Source organism: Idiomarina sp. Sol25 (assembly GCF_033052775.1).
Lineage (GTDB): Bacteria > Pseudomonadota > Gammaproteobacteria > Enterobacterales > Alteromonadaceae > Idiomarina.
On sequence record NZ_JAUPEW010000001.1, the window covers coordinates 620,954 to 637,288 of the forward strand.

The following is a 16,335-nucleotide window of genomic DNA, read 5'->3' on the forward strand; positions in this document are numbered from 1 at the left end:
AAGACGCGTAATCTATGACCAGCAGCAGCTCTAAAAGTGAACAAAAAAACGTCGATCCGGAAGAGATCGCAAAGTTTTCAGCCCTGGCCTCGCGATGGTGGGATCCCGAGGGAGAATTCAAACCCTTACATGAAATAAACCCCGTTCGACTAGGGTTTATTGAAAACCATACTGAAGGCCTATTCGGCAAAAAGGTACTGGATGTTGGTTGCGGCGGTGGATTACTCAGCGAAGCTATGGCTGAACGTGGGGCTCAGGTTACCGGTGTCGATTTGGCCGAACAATCATTAAAAGTAGCGCGTTTGCACGCATCAGAAAGCGGCCGTCAAATCGATTATCAATGCATTGCTATCGAAACCCTGGCGGAGCAGCAACCAGCAAGCTTTGATGTGGTGACTTGTCTGGAGATGCTGGAGCATGTGCCTGACCCTGAGGCTATTGTAAAAGCCTGTGCTAAAGCACTAAAACCTGGCGGGAAGATCTTTTTCTCCACACTAAACCGGAATGTAAAATCCTGGCTATTAGGCATTGTTGCCGCTGAGCATGTTTTAGGCTGGGTTCCCAAAGGAACTCATCAGCATCAACGTTTTATCAAACCATCAGAGCTACTGCGTATGACAGATGCCGCCGCGTTAGAAGATATCGCCATTAACGGTTTGATTTTTAACCCGCTAAAAGGCTTTGTGCTGTCAGAGAAAGATGTTGATGTGAACTATATTGTCGCTTTAAAAAAACCGGGAGAATAAATGAGCTCGTCAGATAAAAGTTCTCCCGTAAAGGCGGTACTGTTTGATTTAGACGGCACCTTGCTTGATACAGCACCCGACCTGGGAGCTGCATTGAACGTCGTATGCGAACAATACGAACGCCCTGCCATTACGGCTGAGGTGTTTACACCAGTCGCGTCTCATGGTTCCAGAGGTATGCTGCAGCTAGCTTTTGCCGAAGAGTACAGCGACATGGAAGCTGAACTCCGGCATGCATTTCTTAATGCTTATAAAGAGAACATAGCCATTCATACGCAACCCTATCCCGGCGTTTTGGAGCTACTTGCCTTGCTGCAGAGCGAATCCATTGAGGTTGCCATAGTTACCAATAAGCCAGAGCGCTTAACCCAACAATTACTGCCTCACTTTCCGGAGTTTGAAGCTATTCGTGTGGTCGTAAGCGGTGATACCTTAAGCGTGGCGAAACCCTCGCCGGAACCTTTATTCTATGCGGCTGAAAAACTGGGAGTAGAACCTGCCGACTGTCTTTATGTCGGAGACGCTGAACGAGATATCGAAGCCGGCCGCAATGCGGGTATGGTTACGGTGCTTGCTGAATATGGCTATATTAGCAATGAGGATCAGCCACAACGCTGGCAAGCCGACTACCATATCGCGTCACCACTCGAATTACTGAAGTTGCTTGCTATCGATAACTCTTGATCTATAAACATCTTTTGAAAGATCAAAAAATTATATAGCAAGATTACCAGCGCAAACTCACGCCAAACAAAGGCTGACAAAAAATCAAGATTTCTAAATCAAAATTATTCCTATTTTTGCCCGTAAATTTACTTGATCGAAGTGGCAGTTAGACCTAGCATACTGTCCATTCCTAAGACACTAGATATTGTGTGAATATCGCCCTGTACAACTAATAAGCACAATATCTAGTGGCTACATGCATATAACAAAAAGCTAAGAGTCGGCGCAGAATGAACGAGCAACTATATGTCACTAAACGCAGCGGCGAACGCGAACCGCTAAACCTCGATAAAATTCATCGGGTTATCATGTGGGCCGCTGAAGGTCTTAACAACGTTTCAGCTTCTCAGGTCGAGATTAAGTCTCACATTCAATTTTACGACGGTATTAAAACCGAAGATATTCACGAGACCATCATCAAAGCCGCTGCTGATTTAATTTCAGAAGAAGCGCCCGACTATCAATTTATGGCTGCGCGTCTAGCTATTTTTCACCTGCGTAAACGGGCCTACGGTAAGTTTGAGCCCCCCCGTCTTTACGACCAGGTCAAGAAGATGGTTGCAGAGCATCGCTACGATGAGCACCTGCTGGAAGACTATACTGAAGCAGAATTTGACCAGATGGACGACATTCTGGATCACTGGCGTGATATGAACTTCTCTTACGCAGCAGTGAAGCAGCTCGAGAACAAATATCTGGTTCAGAATCGGGTTACCGGCGATATCTACGAAAGCGCTCAGTTCTTATACATTCTGGTAGCAGCTTGTTTGTTTGCCAACTACCCGAAAAGCACTCGTATGGACTACGTTAAACGTTTCTACGATGCCGCTTCTGAATTCAAAATCTCGCTACCAACACCTATCATGTCGGGTGTGCGCACGCCTACGCGTCAGTTCAGCTCCTGCGTTCTGATTGAAGCCGGTGATAGTCTTGACTCTATTAATGCCACGTCAAGCGCCATCGTAAAATACGTCTCTCAGCGCGCCGGTATTGGCATTAACGCAGGGCGTATTCGCGCTCTGGGCAGCCCTATTCGTAACGGCGAAGCTTTCCACACAGGTTGTATTCCGTTCTATAAATATTTCCAGACAGCAGTTAAAAGTTGTTCGCAAGGTGGTGTTCGTGGTGGCGCGGCTACCCTGTTCTACCCGCTTTGGCACCTGGAAGTTGAAAGCTTATTGGTACTAAAAAACAATCGCGGTGTTGAAGAAAACCGGGTTCGTCATCTGGATTACGGTGTGCAGTTTAACCGCACCATGTACCAGCGTCTGATTAAAGACGATTACATTACCTTGTTCAGCCCGTCGGATGTGCCAGGCCTTTACGACGCGTTCTTTGAAGATCAGGACGAATTTGAGCGTTTGTACCTTCAGTACGAACAGGATGAGAGCATCCGCAAAAAACGTATTAAAGCCATTGAGTTGTTTGGTTTGTTTATGCAGGAACGCGCCAGTACTGGCCGTATCTACGTACAAAACGTTGACCATTGCAACACGCACAGCCCATTCGACTCTAAAGTTGCTCCTATTCGTCAGAGTAATCTGTGCCTTGAAATTGCGTTACCAACTAAGCCTCTAAGTCATGTAAACGACGAAGAAGGCGAAATTGCCCTTTGTACTCTGTCGGCCTTTAACCTAGGCAAAATTGAGAGCTTAAGTGAATTTGAAAACCTTGCCGACCTAGCCGTTCGCGCACTGGATAGCCTGCTGGATTATCAGGAATACCCGGTCCCGGCCGCGTACAACGCGACAATGAACCGCCGTACTCTGGGTATTGGGGTTATTAACTTTGCTTATTACTTAGCCAAGCACGGTGTTAAATATTCAGACGGCTCTGCAAACGGCCTGGTTCACCAGACCTTTGAGGCAATACAGTATTATCTAATGCAGGCGTCAATGAACCTGGCTAAAGAAAGAGGTGCCTGCCCTAAATTTAATGAGACCACCTACTCTCAGGGCATTATGCCAACCGATACCTACAAGAAAGACCTGGATAAGGTTTGTGATGAACCTCTGCGTTTGGACTGGGACAAGCTTCGTGCCGACATCAAACAACACGGCATGCGTAACTCAACGTTATCAGCGTTAATGCCTTCTGAGACATCGTCGCAGATTTCTAACGCGACCAACGGCATTGAGCCGCCTCGTGGTTTTGTCAGTATTAAGTCATCAAAAGACGGTGTCACCAAACAGGTTGTTCCAGACTACGAAAACTTAAAAGACAAGTACGAGCTGTTATGGCAAATCCCTAACAACAAAGGATACCTTGAGCTAGTTGGTATTATGCAAAAATTTGTCGACCAGACAATTTCTGCGAACACCAATTACGACCCAAGTAAATTCGAAGCCGGGAAAGTACCAATGAAGCAGCTTCTGCAGGACTTATTAACGGCCTATAAATTTGGCGTTAAGACGCTTTACTATCACAACACCCGTGACGGTGCTGCGGATAATCAATCCGATATTGCTGCACGTAAAGGTGCTGCTGCGTCTCAAGCTCAACCGACAGAAGTGATCATTGAAGAAGATGATGACTGTGCCGGCGGCGCCTGCAAAATTTAATAAGAAGGATGTTAGCGAATGTCGTACTCAACCTTTAATCAAGAGCAGAATAACCCGTTAACTGAGCCAATGTTTTTAGGCAACTCCGTTAACGTTGCTCGCTACGATCAGCAAAAGCACAGCATTTTTGAGAAGCTCATTGAAAAACAAATCAGTTTTTTCTGGCGACCTGAGGAAATCGACGTCAGTCGTGACCGCATCGACTTTAACAAGTTAACAGCCAGTGAAAAGCATGTGTTTATTTCTAACCTGAAGTATCAAACACTGTTAGATTCAATTCAGGGGCGTTCGCCGAATATCGCGTTATTGCCTATTGTTTCTCTTCCTGAGCTAGAAACCTGGATTGAAACCTGGTCATTCTTTGAGACCATTCATTCGCGCTCGTACACGCACATTCTGCGTAACTTGTTTAGTGATCCCAGCGAAGTCTTTGAAGACATCGTCATTAACGAGCAAATTAAAATTCGCGCTAATGACATCTCTAAATACTACGATGATCTTATTTTCTATACTCAACTGTTGCAGACGCACGGTGAAGGCGATGTCGTTGTTGAAGGTAAAACTCATACCGTAACGCAGCGAGAAATTAAGAAAAAACTGTTTTTATGCATTAATTCGGTTAACGCCCTGGAAGCTATTCGCTTTTACGTCAGCTTCGCTTGTACTTTCGCTTTTGCAGAACGTGAGTTAATGGAAGGCAACGCAAAAATTATTAAGCTGATTGCCCGCGACGAAAACGTTCACCTGACATCGACACAGCACATTCTTAACTTGTGGCAATACGGCGAAGACGACCCGGAAATGAAAGAAATTGCCGAAGAACTGCGCGACGATGCCTATGATATTTTCATGACAGCAGTGAAGCAGGAAAAGCAGTGGGCGCACTACTTGTTTAAAGACGGCTCAATGATTGGCCTGAATGAGAGCATGCTCTGTCAGTATGTAGAATATATTGCGAACTTACGTATGCAGGCCATTGGCTTTGACGCACCGTTTGAGAACCAGCGTTCCAACCCACTACCGTGGATGAACAAGTATCTGGTTTCAGACAACGTTCAGGTAGCGCCGCAGGAATCAGAAATTACCTCTTATCTTGTTGGTCAGATAGACAGCGAAGTGAATGCTTCCGACCTTGGGGACTTTGATCTCTAAGCTATGGCTAACACCTTTAAAGTCACTGTCAACGGTGGGCCCGAACTTGCCGTTGACGCGACTGAAGGCACCTTACTCGAGGCCTTAGAAAAGCATCAGTTAGAAATGCACTACCACTGCCGCAGTGGCTTTTGTGGTGCCTGCCGTAGCACCCTAAAGTCCGGTAAAATCCGTTATACAACAGAACCTCTGGCTTATGTCAGAAAAGGCGACATTCTGCCCTGCTGCTGCGTTCCGGAGTCAGATCTGGACATTGACCACTAAGTATTATTCATTAAACCGATTGTGGCCATCGTGCAGAACAATTGTTAACCAGCAATAAAATCTGGATAATGGCACTATAAATTTTTGTGAGAGAGGTATTTCATGTTTACAGTCATTTTTGGACGTCCGGGTTGTCCTTTTTGTGTTCGCGCCGTAGAAGTTGCGGATAAATTAAAAGCCGATATGGAAGATTTTGATTATCGCTATGTCGACATTCACGCTGAAGGCATCAGCAAAGCTGACCTGGAAAAAACGGTAGGCAAACCGGTACAAACGGTTCCTCAAATTTTTGTCGACGAACAACACGTTGGCGGTTTCACAGAATTTGAAGCCTACGCAAAAGAGAACTTAGGGCTTTATACAGCATAATTCTGTGTAAGTAATGTAACCCTATCGTAGAGGCGGCTATTTAGCCGCCTCTATTGCTTGTTTAACCCGCTTTTCTGACACTGGATACTTGGTTCCCAGTGTCTGCGCGAAAAATGACACTCTCAGCTCTTCAATCATCCAGCGAATTTCAGTAATGTCATCGGGAACAACCGAGCCTTTATTTTCATAAGCCTTCACCGCGGCTTTATACTGCTCTTCAAGGTTGGCCAGGGTCAGAGTCATCAATCTGTCCTTATTCGGGTCAACCGGCAGTTTTTCTAGCCGACGTTGAATAGCTTTTAAATAACGCACAATGTCACTCAGGCGCTCCCCACCAAAAGCAGAGACAAACCCGGCGAAGACTAAGTTATCCAGTTGGTCCTGAATATCCCCCCGGGACTGGATCTGATCCAGTGGGATTTTACCTTTGAGCGACTTTCTAACCTGTTGCGACAGTAGCAAACACTGCTCGACTTCCCCTGCTATTTGCTCAACACGTTCATTCAAATTACCACGGACAATGCCTTTTAACTGCTCAAAGCTTCGCTTATCCCTAAGTTCATTGCCTTGTTCTATTTGTTCCTGAACCAGACCGTCCACTGCCGCCGCTATACAGTCAGCTATTAATGCATCCACTTTGCCCCAGGGGTTAAAGTACATGGCCAACTTGGCTTTATTCGACAGCGACTTCTGTAAATGCTTGATAGGTGATGGTATTTGTTGCAGCAACAATTCCCGTACACCGGCTTTATGATGCTTCTTCGCCTGCTCTGGGTTATCGAACAACTGCAAAGCAACCTGTCCTTTGCCTTTATTTATTAAGCCCGGATACGCCTTCAGCTCAAAACCTTGCTGGCGCTCGGTAATAACTTCCGGTAAGCCATCAAAGTCCCAGCTATCGACGCGCTCACGGCTAATATCGTCACCGGCGGTTTTCTCCAGCCGCTGCTGCACCTTACCCGACAGCTTCTGTTGAAGACCTTGTAAGTCACGTCCCTGACTAACCAACTTTTTGCCGTCAAGAATCTTAAAATTCATGCGTAAATGATCAGGCAGCGAGGACTCATCCCAACTTTCTTCCGGAACCGTCACGCCGGTCATACGGCGCAACTTAGTCGCCATAGCATCGGTTAAGCGCCCTTGCAGCGGTTCAATATCGGCTATAATCGCGCCAGCGAAGTTAGGTGCCGGTACAAAATTCCGGCGTAAGGTTTTCGGCAGCGACTTAATTAAGTGAGCAATTCGTTCCTCACGGAGCGCCGGAATATGCCAGTCGAAACCTTCCGGCCTCACCTGATTCAGAATACCCAGCTGAATATTCACGCTGACACCATCGTCTTCTGCGTTAGGTTCAAAATGGTAACTTAACGGCAATCGCAAGTTGCCCTGGCGCCAAAACTCCGGATATTCATTTTCTGTAATGTGTTCGGTGTCGCCGGCAATAAGGTCGTCGCGTTCAAAAAACAGCAGTTTAGGCTCTTTTTTAGCCGCCTTATGCCACCAGCCTGCCAGCAACTTCTCGTTATATATGCCTTCGGGTATGGCGCGGTCATAAGCCTCGAACAACACCTCTTCATCCACCAGAATATCGCGACGACGAGATTTCGCCTCCAGCGCCTGAACATCCTGAATTAACCTTAGGTTGTGTTGAATAAAAGGCAGCTTGCGCGTTAGCTGCGAATTAACCAGCCCTTCGCGAATGAATATTTCTCTGGCCTTAATCGGCGACACTGGGCCGAATTGAACGCGCCTTCTGGGCACCAGAATCAGCCCCAGTAACGTGACCTGCTCATCGGCAATCACACTGCCTTGCTTCTTCTCAAAGTGAGGTTCAAGGTATTGCTTTTTGACTAAATGAGGAGCCGCCTCCTCTATCCACAGCGGGTCGATGTCGGCATTAATACGCGCATACAATTTTGAGGTTTCGGCGAGCTCTGCGGTAACAACCCACTTTGGTGGCTTACCAAACAAACCTGAGCCCGGAAAAATATGAAAACGCGTTTGCCGCGTGCCCTGATATTCGTGTCGGTCTTCTTTAAAACCCACCTGAGACAATAAACCAGTAATTAAAGCCCGGTGTACTTGCTCGAAAGTGGCAGGTTCTTCATTAATGGATAACCCCATTTCCCGAACCGTTTGTCGGCTCTGCGTGTAAATATCCTGCCACTCACGCAAGCGCATAAAATGAATAAACTCACGACCCATTTGCTTACGGAACTGGTTTCCTGACAAGGCTTTCTGCTGTTCTTTGACGTAGTTCCATAAGTTGAGAAACGCCATAAAATCAGAGCTTTTATCACGGAAACGTTGGTGCCATTCGTCTGCTTTCTGCTGTGCATCGTGTGGCCGTTCACGCGGGTCCTGAATACTCAGAGCCGCGGTAATTATCAGCATTTCACGGACACAACCATATTGCTGTCCGGCTATGACCATTCTGGCCAGTCGCGGATCTAGAGGCAGCCGCGACAGTTGACGTCCCGTATCCGTTAATTTCGGTTGCTCATTTTTACGTCCTGGCTTAATAGCGTGCAACTCTTCCAGTAAGTTCAGGCCATCTTTAACAAAACGCTCATCGGGCTTTTGTACAAAAGGAAACTGGCGAATGTCACCCAGGCGCAACGACGACATTTGCAGTATAACCGCCGCCAAATTGGTACGGAGAATTTCCGGATCGGTATATTCCGGACGCTGCAAGAAGTCCTCTTCACTGTATAAGCGAATACAAATACCCGGACCAATACGGCCACAACGCCCCTTGCGCTGGTTGGCGCTGGCCTGTGAAATGGGCTCAATGGGTAAGCGCTGCACTTTAGTGCGGTAACTGTAACGGCTCATGCGCACGGTGCCCGGGTCAATTACAAAGCGTATGCCCGGAACCGTTAACGAGGTTTCTGCCACGTTGGTAGCAATAACCACCCGGCGCTGACTGTGCGACTGAAATACACGGTTCTGCTCGTGCGACGACAAACGCGCATACAAGGGCAAAACTTCCGTATTACGCAGCTGTAACTCCCCAATAGCATCCGCGTAATCACGAATTTCGCGCTCACCGCTGGCAAAAATTAGAATATCACCTTCACTTTCCCGCTGCAGTTCTTCCACCGCGTCACAAACGCCTTGAAGTACGTCGGCATCAGCAGCTTTGCCGTCTTCTTTTGGCGGTCGATACCGAACTTCCACCGGGTAGGTTCGGCCGGTTACCGTCAGTACGGGAGCATCATGAAAGTGTTTGGAGAAACGTTCGGTTTCAATAGTCGCGGAGGTAATAACAACTTTAAGATCACGGCGTTTGGGCAGCAGCGTATGCAGAACCCCCAGCAAGAAATCGATATTCAGACTGCGCTCGTGTGCTTCATCGATAATAATGGCGTCGTATTGCAGTAGCAGAGGGTCTTGCTGCAGTTCGGATAACAGCATACCGTCGGTCATGAGTTTTATTGCCGTAGTCGGTGCGGTCTCATCCTGAAAGCGGATTTTATAACCCACCTGCTTTTTCGCGTGATCCTGCAGCTCATCCCCAATACGGGCAGCAACACTGCGTGCAGCCAGCCGCCGGGGCTGAGTATGACCAATGGTACCTTTGCGACCATACCCCAGTTCCAGCAACATTTTCGGTAGCTGCGTGGTCTTACCTGAACCCGTCTCACCGGCAATGACCACCACCTGATTCTGCTCAATGGCTTTTTTAATGTCACCACGCTGCTGGGCAACCGGCAACTCTTCGGGGTAACTAATATAAAACTGTTGCTGCTGACGCTCCAGGTACGCCAACTCAGCGGTCTCTATATCGCCCGCTATCCGCTCCAGCACCTGCTGCTGTCGTTGCTCATTTTTAATTTTACTCAGACCACGCAAACGACCGCGCAAAAGCGCGGCCTGTTGTGTTGTACATTGCTCTAATTGTGTCTGAAATTTATCAACAAAAGGCTGACTTTGTGATTTATCGTGCGATTTTTGACGACTCATAGACTCCGAACTTATTCATCCTCGTTATAAATAGCAATATGGGCATCACCTTCGCCCTTAATATAGCCACGATACATACCTTCGGTATTAAACGGCATAGCAATATTGCCTTCTGCGTCAATAATAATAACGCCTCCGGTACCACCCGCTTGTTCCAGCACACCGTGAATGACCTCATCGCCGGCTTCATTTACCGAAAGCCCTTTATACTTAACCCGCGAGCAGATATCAGCCGCCACGTGGAAGCGAATGAAGTATTCACCGTGTCCGGTCGCAGACACCGCACAGCTGTCGTTATCCGCCCAGGTACCGGCACCAATAATGGGGGAATCGCCTATTCTACCATAACGTTTGGCTGTCATGCCGCCGGTTGATGTGCCTGCACTTAATAACCCGTTTTTATCAACAGCCACAGCACCTACTGTGCCGTATTTGTAATCTAAATCCAGGTACTCCCAGGCTTGTTGCTCCGGCTGTTCACTTTTCTTAATGGTTTCTTTGGCGTTTTGCAGCTGCTGATAACGGTGCTCGGTATTGAAATAGCTATTCTCGACCTGCTCCAGCCCTTGCTGCCGGGAAAACTGCTCTGCGCCTTTACCACTTAGCATGACGTGTACCGACTCTTCCATTACTTCACGAGCCAGTTCTATTGGGCTTTTTACCGTTTTCACACCCGCAACTGCACCCGCATTGCCGTTCAGACCTTCCATTAACGAAGCATCCAGCTCATGTTCTCCGTCCCAGGTATAAACCGCGCCTTTGCCAGAGTTAAACAGTGGCGATGCTTCCATTACCTGAATAGCCGCAATAACTGCGGTGGTGCTGTCACCACCTTCTTTCAATACCTTACGGCCAGCCTCTAAAGCTTCCGTCAGTTTATCTTTGTAGGCTTGCTCTTGTTCAGCGGTTAAATTCGCACGAGTAATAGTCCCCGCACCGCCGTGAATAGCCATAGCGTATTCAACATCATGGTCATCCGCCTGTACGGCTGGTAATAGCGATCCAAACGCAGCAGTGGCAAGTAGTGCAGATAAATAAAGTTTTTTCATCCTGACCTCGATTTTATTGTTATAGGCTAGATTGTTAGTCATAACATAGTCGCAGGAAAGCAACGAACTGACAACGAGGAGATATGCAGATGCCGACTTATCGCGTTGAGTACACACACTTAGGCGACAGACAGCAAATTACGCTGGAAGTAGATAATGAAGCACTAGATAACGAACAAAAGTTCAGAGACGCCGTTTCACAGCGTTTAGCTGAACGCATTCTGCCGCACGCTGAACTTGCTTTTCGCCACGAAGATGACCGTACATTAGAGCAAAAGTTGGATAAAGCCTATGATGTGCAAGTGAATAAAATTGAAAGGGAGTGAGTGGCTGAATTTATCTGCGGGCTCGTGCTATAGTTTTCCTTTTCCGCTGAGCAGTTAGGCTTATGGCACACAACGAACAAGAAACTTTCTACTGGCACGATTATGAGACATGGGGCGCTAACCCTTTAGTGGATCGCCCTGCACAGTTTGCAGGCTTACGCACAGACACTGATTTTAATGTTATCGGTCGGCCTTTAACGCTTTACGCTCAACCTACTCCGGACTTTCTGCCTAACCCGGAAGCGACTTTAATTACCGGAATAACACCGCAGCTTGCTGCGAAGCAAGGTGTCGGTGAAGCCGAGTTCAGCAAAGCCATAGCAAACGAGTTTCAAAAGCCTAACACCACCATTATTGGCTACAACAACATCCGTTTTGATGACGAAGTTACCCGTTTGCTTTTCTATCGCAATTTTTATGACCCTTACGAATACAGCTGGCAGAACGGCAATTCCCGCTGGGACTTAATTGATGTGGCGCGAGCCTGTTTTGCGCTACGCCCCGACGGTATTAACTGGCCGGAGAATTCTGACGGACAACCCAGCCTAAAACTGGAGCATTTGAGTGTTGCCAATGGCATTGAGCACGGCCAGGCGCACGACGCTATGTCAGACGTTTACGCGACTATTGGTCTGGCAAAGCTCATCAGCGAAAAGCAGCCTAAGCTGTGGCAGTGGGCATACAGTATTCGCCGTAAACAAAAGCTACTGAACTTGTTTAACTGGCAGGCACCGGAGCCTCTGGCCCATGTCAGTGGTTTTTACGGTACGGCTAACCGCTATTTGTCGGCTATATTGCCGCTGGGCTTTCATCCTAAGCAAAATAGCAACGTTATTGCCTGGGACTTGCGCGTTCCGCCCATTGATTTTGCCGATAAATCTATAGAAGAATTAACTGAGTTAACCTACACCAGTCGCAGGGAACTGGAAGAGCAAGGCTTACAGAAGAGCGGTATACAAAATATTCACTTGGGTCGCTGTCCTTTCTTAGCTCCCATTAAAACCATCTCTGCTGAAGCTGCTGATAGTGCCGCATTAGATACAGCCGCCCTGGAGACAAACGCCAAATGGTTGCAGGAAAACAGCGACTTCCGTGACAAACTCATGCAGGTGTTTGAACAAACCAAGGAGTTTGCCCCCAGAACCGATGTTGACCACCAAATATACGACGGCTTTTTCTCTCCTCAGGATAAAAAGCATATGGAAATTATCCGTTCTTCAGAGCCGCAACAGCTGGCCGGTCTGGAACTGGATTTTCAGGATAAGCGTATGCCTACACTGCTGTTTCGTTACCGGGCACGAAACTACCCGTCGACTCTTAGCGACAAAGAACTGAATAAGTGGCGTTTGTTTTGTCAGCAGCGCTTAATTGAGCCGCCAGAAGGCTTATTGTCCGCAGAGGACTTTGCACTGAAGCTTGAAGACTTGGCGAATCAGCAACAGGAAGACGCGCATAAGCTGCGGTTGCTAAAATCACTGTATGACTACGCCGCATCACTTTAATAGTCCACTATCGCTATAAAAGAAAAGGCGCCGACTTAATAAAAGCCGACGCCTCAATTTACTAACTCAGATTAGATTACCACGTTAGGCTTTTTTATTTCCTACCCCAAATAATCTTGCCAGTGCCGGGATTAGAATCAGCGCACCCAGCATATTCCATAGGAACATAAAGGTCAGCAATATCCCCATGTCCGCCTGAAATTTAATGGGTGAGAATATCCAGGTGGCGACACCTATGGCCAGCGTTAAGCCAGTAAAGCCAACGGCCTTGCCAGTGTTATCCAGCGAGTACTTGTAGGTTTCATGCAACGACATGCCCTGCTGCAAGCCCTCTTTCACTTTACTGTAAATATAAATGCCGTAGTCGACGCCGATACCAACCCCTAAGGCAATAACCGGCAAGGTAGCCACTTTAATGCCTATGCCTAACACCGCCATTAGTCCTTGACTCATAACAGTAGTAAAGGCCAGCGGCAGTACGATACAGGCCACCGTACGAACGCTACGGAAGGTAATAAAGCACAGCACGATAACAACACCATAAACCCACAGCAGCATCTTAGTCTGCGCCGCCTCTATAACCGAGTTAGTCGCAGCTTCAATACCCGAGTTGCCCGCTGCCATCAACAGCTCCAACCCTTCCTGCTGATAGTTCTGGTTAAACTCGTTAACCGAGCCAACGACATTCTTTAAGGTTTTAGCTTTATGGTCATCAAGGTAAATAATGACTGGCGCCATTGAACAATCGTTGTTGATCAAACCGTCCGGAATACGGCTTAAAGAGGCGTTAGTAACGTATTTATTGCGGTTTAAACTAAACCACTTAAGGTTACCCTCATTTATGCCAAACATGCCCATTTTAGAAACGTAGACGACAGACTTAACGTCCTGAACACCGCCGGTATTTTCCATATGCCAGCTAAAACGCTCCATAATCTCTAGATTATCGTAGGCAATACACTGTTCAGGCGCAGATGCCGCCATCACCACAAAAATATCGGTACTGGAGCTGTAGTTTTCTACAATAAAGGCATTGTCCTGATTATAGCGACTGTCAGGACGAAGCTCCGGCGCGCCTTTATCGAGGTCACCAATTGCCATATTCTGACTATTGACTAAGCCCCAGGCCAGCATAATTAGAGCAACAACGAGGGCTGAATACGCCCATTTTGGCTGAGTAAATTTAGCAAAGAAATCAAACAGTGGATGACGCTCGTCCTTTATTTTTTTCTGGTAAGCAACACCGTTGTCCGAGGTTCCCAGGTAGGACATCAAAATAGGCAGTAAAGCCAGGTTAGTCAGCACCACCACAGCAACACCAATACTGGCCGCTATTGCCAACTCTTTGATGACCTCAATATCAATAACCATCAAGGTCGTAAAGCCAATGGCGTCACTTGCCAGAGCGGTTAACCCCGCAATATACAGACCGCGGAACGCAGTGCGAGCAGCAGCAACTTTATCAAGCCCGGCAACCCGGTTGGTACCAATTGCATTTATAATCTGTACGCCATGCGAAACCCCTATGGCAAACACCAGGAATGGCACGAGCATTGAATACGGGTTAATGCCGCTGCCTATCAACTCAATAATGCCAAGCTGCCAGATAACCGCAATAATTGAGCAGCTAAGGACCATAAAGGTACTGCGCCAACAGCGGCTATAGAGGTAAAGCATAACAAGCGTGATAGCGATAGCCAGCAGGAAGAACAAACCAACCTGCTCAGCACCTTCAATAAGGTCGCCTATCAGTTTCGCAAAACCGGTGATGTGAATTTCAATATCTTCGCTTTGGTATTTATCGCGAACCAGGGTTTCCAGCTTTTCAGAAAATTCCTGATAATCGAGCTTTTCGCCAGTTTCAGGGTTAACTTCATCCAGCGGAATATAGACGATGGTAGATTCAAAGTTATTTGCAACCAGGTTACCTACTTCACCTGAGCGCAGAACGTTAGTTCTTAGTTCATCTAAGGATTCTTCACTGCCGTCATAACCATCGGGAATCACCGGGCCGCCGACAAAACCTTCTTCGGTAACTTCCATCCAGCGAACATTGGGAGTCCATAAGCTGCGAAGCCCGGAGCGGTTAACGCCCGGAATGAAGAAAATTTCATCGGTTATTTTTTGCAATTCCTGTTGAAAATCGGCTTCAAAAATATCGCCGTCTTTATTTTCAACAGCCACTCGGACAACGTTCCCCAAACTGGCTAAGTCGTCCTGGTAATCAAAATAATTTTGAATAAACGGATGGTTAGTCGGGATCATTTTGCTCAGGCTGGCGTCAGGGCGAACCTGCGACGCATGATACCCCAGGAACAAGGTCAGTAATAAAAAGACAATTAGCCAAGGAGCCCGTACCGTGAACAATAACTTCTCCAGCAGTCCTGCTGATTTATTCGCACTCGGATTATCCATTTACTGCGCTCCTTGTTGCGTTGCTGTTGCCAGGGCTTCTTTTTCAGTGATCTTGGCCGGCCAGTGCAACAGACCACTGCGGCCCGTCATAATCCACTCACCGTCGGCTACTTCAATAATATCGGTCAGAACCGAACTGCTCGGATGTGTCCTGTTCTTTACTTCTAGCTGGCCATTAATCTCAAGAATGGTTCCGGAATGCCCGACAATGAGCTGAGTACCCTTGTTAGTGTTGGTTCCGGCCGACAAATTAACTCTGGTGCCTGTATCAACGGTTGTAAAGCTTTGACCTTTATCGTCTGATACAAAGGCGTTTCCACGCAGGCCATAAACCCATACACGGCTCTCAGCATCGAGGTGCCCGCCAAACAGCGACCCACGATAAGGCGAGTCCAGGGTTTCCCAACTCTCACCACCATCGTGACTCGCAAAGGCTAACCCGGCTTCCCCAAAAATATATAAGTCATCACCCTGGCCAAAAATAGTATTCAAATGATAACCGCCCGGGTTTTCCAAACGACCCGAGATAACCTGCCAGCTTTCGCCGCCATCTTCGGTTTTAAGGAAGGTACCATAAGCGCCTATCGCCATCACGGTCTGACTGTCTTTCGCGTAAAGGTCTAAAAAAGGCTTGCTGGGGCCTTCTTCTCTGGCTGCCTCTATATTACTGATCTGGAACTGAGCCTCTTCAAGCTGCCATTCAAGCTCACCGATAACATCTTCATCGTTCGTTGATTCTAGTTGTTCTTTCAGTTTTTCAATACGCTGTTCAAAATAACGTTTTTCTAACGTCATTAGTTCAAAGCCATCTAACTGCCGCTTCCAGGTTTTACCACCATCTTCGGTTTTAATAATGACACCATGATGCCCAGTCGCCCATCCGTTTTGCTCGTCAGCAAAAGCGACGCTCGTTAAAAGTACACTGGTATCTACTTTAGCCTGTTCCCAGTTATCGCTCTCTTTCCAGATAATATTTCCATGCGCACCGACGGCTATAATTCGCGTTCCAACGGTCGTCACTTCAATAAGCACTTCGCTTTTAATTCTGTCTGATGACAATGCTGGTGCACTGATCACGTCGTAATCAGTAATTGTTGTTGTGTCGCCATCCTGTGCAAGCACTGTGGTGCTAAAAAAAGCCCCCAACAACACCCCTAATGGGGTTAAAGACAAGCGCATGGAACCTCCAAGGTACTAAAAATGTCATAGGATTGTATAAGCTCAAGATTATTTGAAAACCTTTTTTCGTTAAATTCGTG

General features: G+C 47.3%; 12 protein-coding genes. 8 read left to right on the plus strand and 4 right to left on the minus strand.

Annotated features, from left to right (window positions below; all coding sequences use genetic code 11):
* The first annotated feature begins 14 nt into the window (after positions 1-14).
* The 6 genes from ubiG to Q5L94_RS03040 all read left to right on the plus strand — a co-directional run bounded on the left by ubiG (position 15) and on the right by Q5L94_RS03040 (position 5,818).
* A complete protein-coding gene (gene ubiG, locus Q5L94_RS03015; protein WP_317496994.1) occupies positions 15-746 on the plus strand; it encodes a bifunctional 2-polyprenyl-6-hydroxyphenol methylase/3-demethylubiquinol 3-O-methyltransferase UbiG in 732 nt (243 codons plus the stop codon).
* A complete protein-coding gene (locus Q5L94_RS03020; RefSeq protein WP_317496995.1) occupies positions 747-1,430 on the plus strand; it encodes an HAD-IA family hydrolase in 684 nt (227 codons plus the stop codon).
* A 272-nt stretch (positions 1,431-1,702) separates the two neighbouring features.
* Positions 1,703-4,033, plus strand: a complete 2,331-nt coding sequence (nrdA, locus tag Q5L94_RS03025) for a class 1a ribonucleoside-diphosphate reductase subunit alpha (protein ID WP_317496996.1) — start codon at positions 1,703-1,705, stop codon at positions 4,031-4,033.
* A gap of 18 nt (positions 4,034-4,051) precedes the next feature.
* Positions 4,052-5,185: a class Ia ribonucleoside-diphosphate reductase subunit beta gene (gene nrdB / locus Q5L94_RS03030; protein ID WP_317496997.1), complete on the plus strand. Its 1,134-nt coding sequence runs from the start codon at positions 4,052-4,054 to the stop codon at positions 5,183-5,185.
* Between the two features lie 3 nt (positions 5,186-5,188).
* Positions 5,189-5,449 (plus strand): class I ribonucleotide reductase maintenance protein YfaE, encoded by a 261-nt coding sequence (gene yfaE, locus Q5L94_RS03035; protein WP_317496998.1) that lies wholly within the window; start codon positions 5,189-5,191, stop codon positions 5,447-5,449.
* Between the two features lie 102 nt (positions 5,450-5,551).
* Positions 5,552-5,818, plus strand: coding sequence for a GrxA family glutaredoxin (locus Q5L94_RS03040; protein WP_011234612.1), 267 nt, complete (start codon positions 5,552-5,554; stop codon positions 5,816-5,818).
* 36 nt (positions 5,819-5,854) lie between these two features.
* On the opposite strand, the gene hrpA is transcribed toward Q5L94_RS03040, so the two are convergent.
* On the minus strand, positions 5,855-9,784 hold the full coding sequence (gene hrpA, locus Q5L94_RS03045) for an ATP-dependent RNA helicase HrpA (protein ID WP_317496999.1): 3,930 nt from the start codon (positions 9,782-9,784) through the stop codon (positions 5,855-5,857).
* A gap of 11 nt (positions 9,785-9,795) precedes the next feature.
* Positions 9,796-10,833 (minus strand): isoaspartyl peptidase/L-asparaginase, encoded by a 1,038-nt coding sequence (locus Q5L94_RS03050; RefSeq protein WP_317497000.1) that lies wholly within the window; start codon positions 10,831-10,833, stop codon positions 9,796-9,798.
* Between the two features lie 89 nt (positions 10,834-10,922).
* Here Q5L94_RS03050 and Q5L94_RS03055 point away from each other — a divergent pair, with 89 nt between their 5' ends.
* Together Q5L94_RS03055 and sbcB are read left to right on the plus strand one after the other, a co-directional pair.
* Positions 10,923-11,159: a hypothetical protein gene (locus Q5L94_RS03055; RefSeq protein WP_317497001.1), complete on the plus strand. Its 237-nt coding sequence runs from the start codon at positions 10,923-10,925 to the stop codon at positions 11,157-11,159.
* Between the two features lie 62 nt (positions 11,160-11,221).
* On the plus strand, positions 11,222-12,661 hold the full coding sequence (gene sbcB / locus Q5L94_RS03060) for an exodeoxyribonuclease I (RefSeq protein WP_317497002.1): 1,440 nt from the start codon (positions 11,222-11,224) through the stop codon (positions 12,659-12,661).
* Between the two features lie 84 nt (positions 12,662-12,745).
* On the opposite strand, the gene Q5L94_RS03065 is transcribed toward sbcB, so the two are convergent.
* Both Q5L94_RS03065 and Q5L94_RS03070 read right to left on the minus strand, forming a co-directional pair.
* The gene (locus Q5L94_RS03065; RefSeq protein ID WP_317497003.1) at positions 12,746-15,076 is read right to left on the minus strand and encodes an efflux RND transporter permease subunit; all 2,331 of its coding nucleotides are present in this window, start codon (positions 15,074-15,076) and stop codon (positions 12,746-12,748) included.
* Complete coding sequence (locus tag Q5L94_RS03070; RefSeq protein ID WP_317497004.1) at positions 15,077-16,255, minus strand: WD40/YVTN/BNR-like repeat-containing protein; 1,179 nt, start codon at positions 16,253-16,255, stop codon at positions 15,077-15,079.
* Positions 16,256-16,335 lie beyond the last annotated feature (80 nt).

Excerpts from the sequence above, each read along its gene's own strand:
- Q5L94_RS03040 (WP_011234612.1), top strand. The coding sequence starts at position 5,552 with ATGTTTACAGTCATTTTTGGACGTCCGGGTTGTCCTTTTTGTGTTCGC.
- sbcB (WP_317497002.1), top strand. The coding sequence starts at position 11,222 with ATGGCACACAACGAACAAGAAACTTTCTACTGGCACGATTATGAGACA.
- Q5L94_RS03020 (WP_317496995.1), top strand. The coding sequence starts at position 747 with ATGAGCTCGTCAGATAAAAGTTCTCCCGTAAAGGCGGTACTGTTTGAT.
- nrdB (WP_317496997.1), top strand. The coding sequence starts at position 4,052 with ATGTCGTACTCAACCTTTAATCAAGAGCAGAATAACCCGTTAACTGAG.
- nrdA (WP_317496996.1), top strand. The coding sequence starts at position 1,703 with ATGAACGAGCAACTATATGTCACTAAACGCAGCGGCGAACGCGAACCG.
- Q5L94_RS03050 (WP_317497000.1), bottom strand. The coding sequence starts at position 10,833 with ATGAAAAAACTTTATTTATCTGCACTACTTGCCACTGCTGCGTTTGGA.
- Q5L94_RS03055 (WP_317497001.1), top strand. The coding sequence starts at position 10,923 with ATGCCGACTTATCGCGTTGAGTACACACACTTAGGCGACAGACAGCAA.
- Q5L94_RS03065 (WP_317497003.1), bottom strand. The coding sequence starts at position 15,076 with ATGGATAATCCGAGTGCGAATAAATCAGCAGGACTGCTGGAGAAGTTA.
- hrpA (WP_317496999.1), bottom strand. The coding sequence starts at position 9,784 with ATGAGTCGTCAAAAATCGCACGATAAATCACAAAGTCAGCCTTTTGTT.
- yfaE (WP_317496998.1), top strand. The coding sequence starts at position 5,189 with ATGGCTAACACCTTTAAAGTCACTGTCAACGGTGGGCCCGAACTTGCC.
- ubiG (WP_317496994.1), top strand. The coding sequence starts at position 15 with ATGACCAGCAGCAGCTCTAAAAGTGAACAAAAAAACGTCGATCCGGAA.
- Q5L94_RS03070 (WP_317497004.1), bottom strand. The coding sequence starts at position 16,255 with ATGCGCTTGTCTTTAACCCCATTAGGGGTGTTGTTGGGGGCTTTTTTT.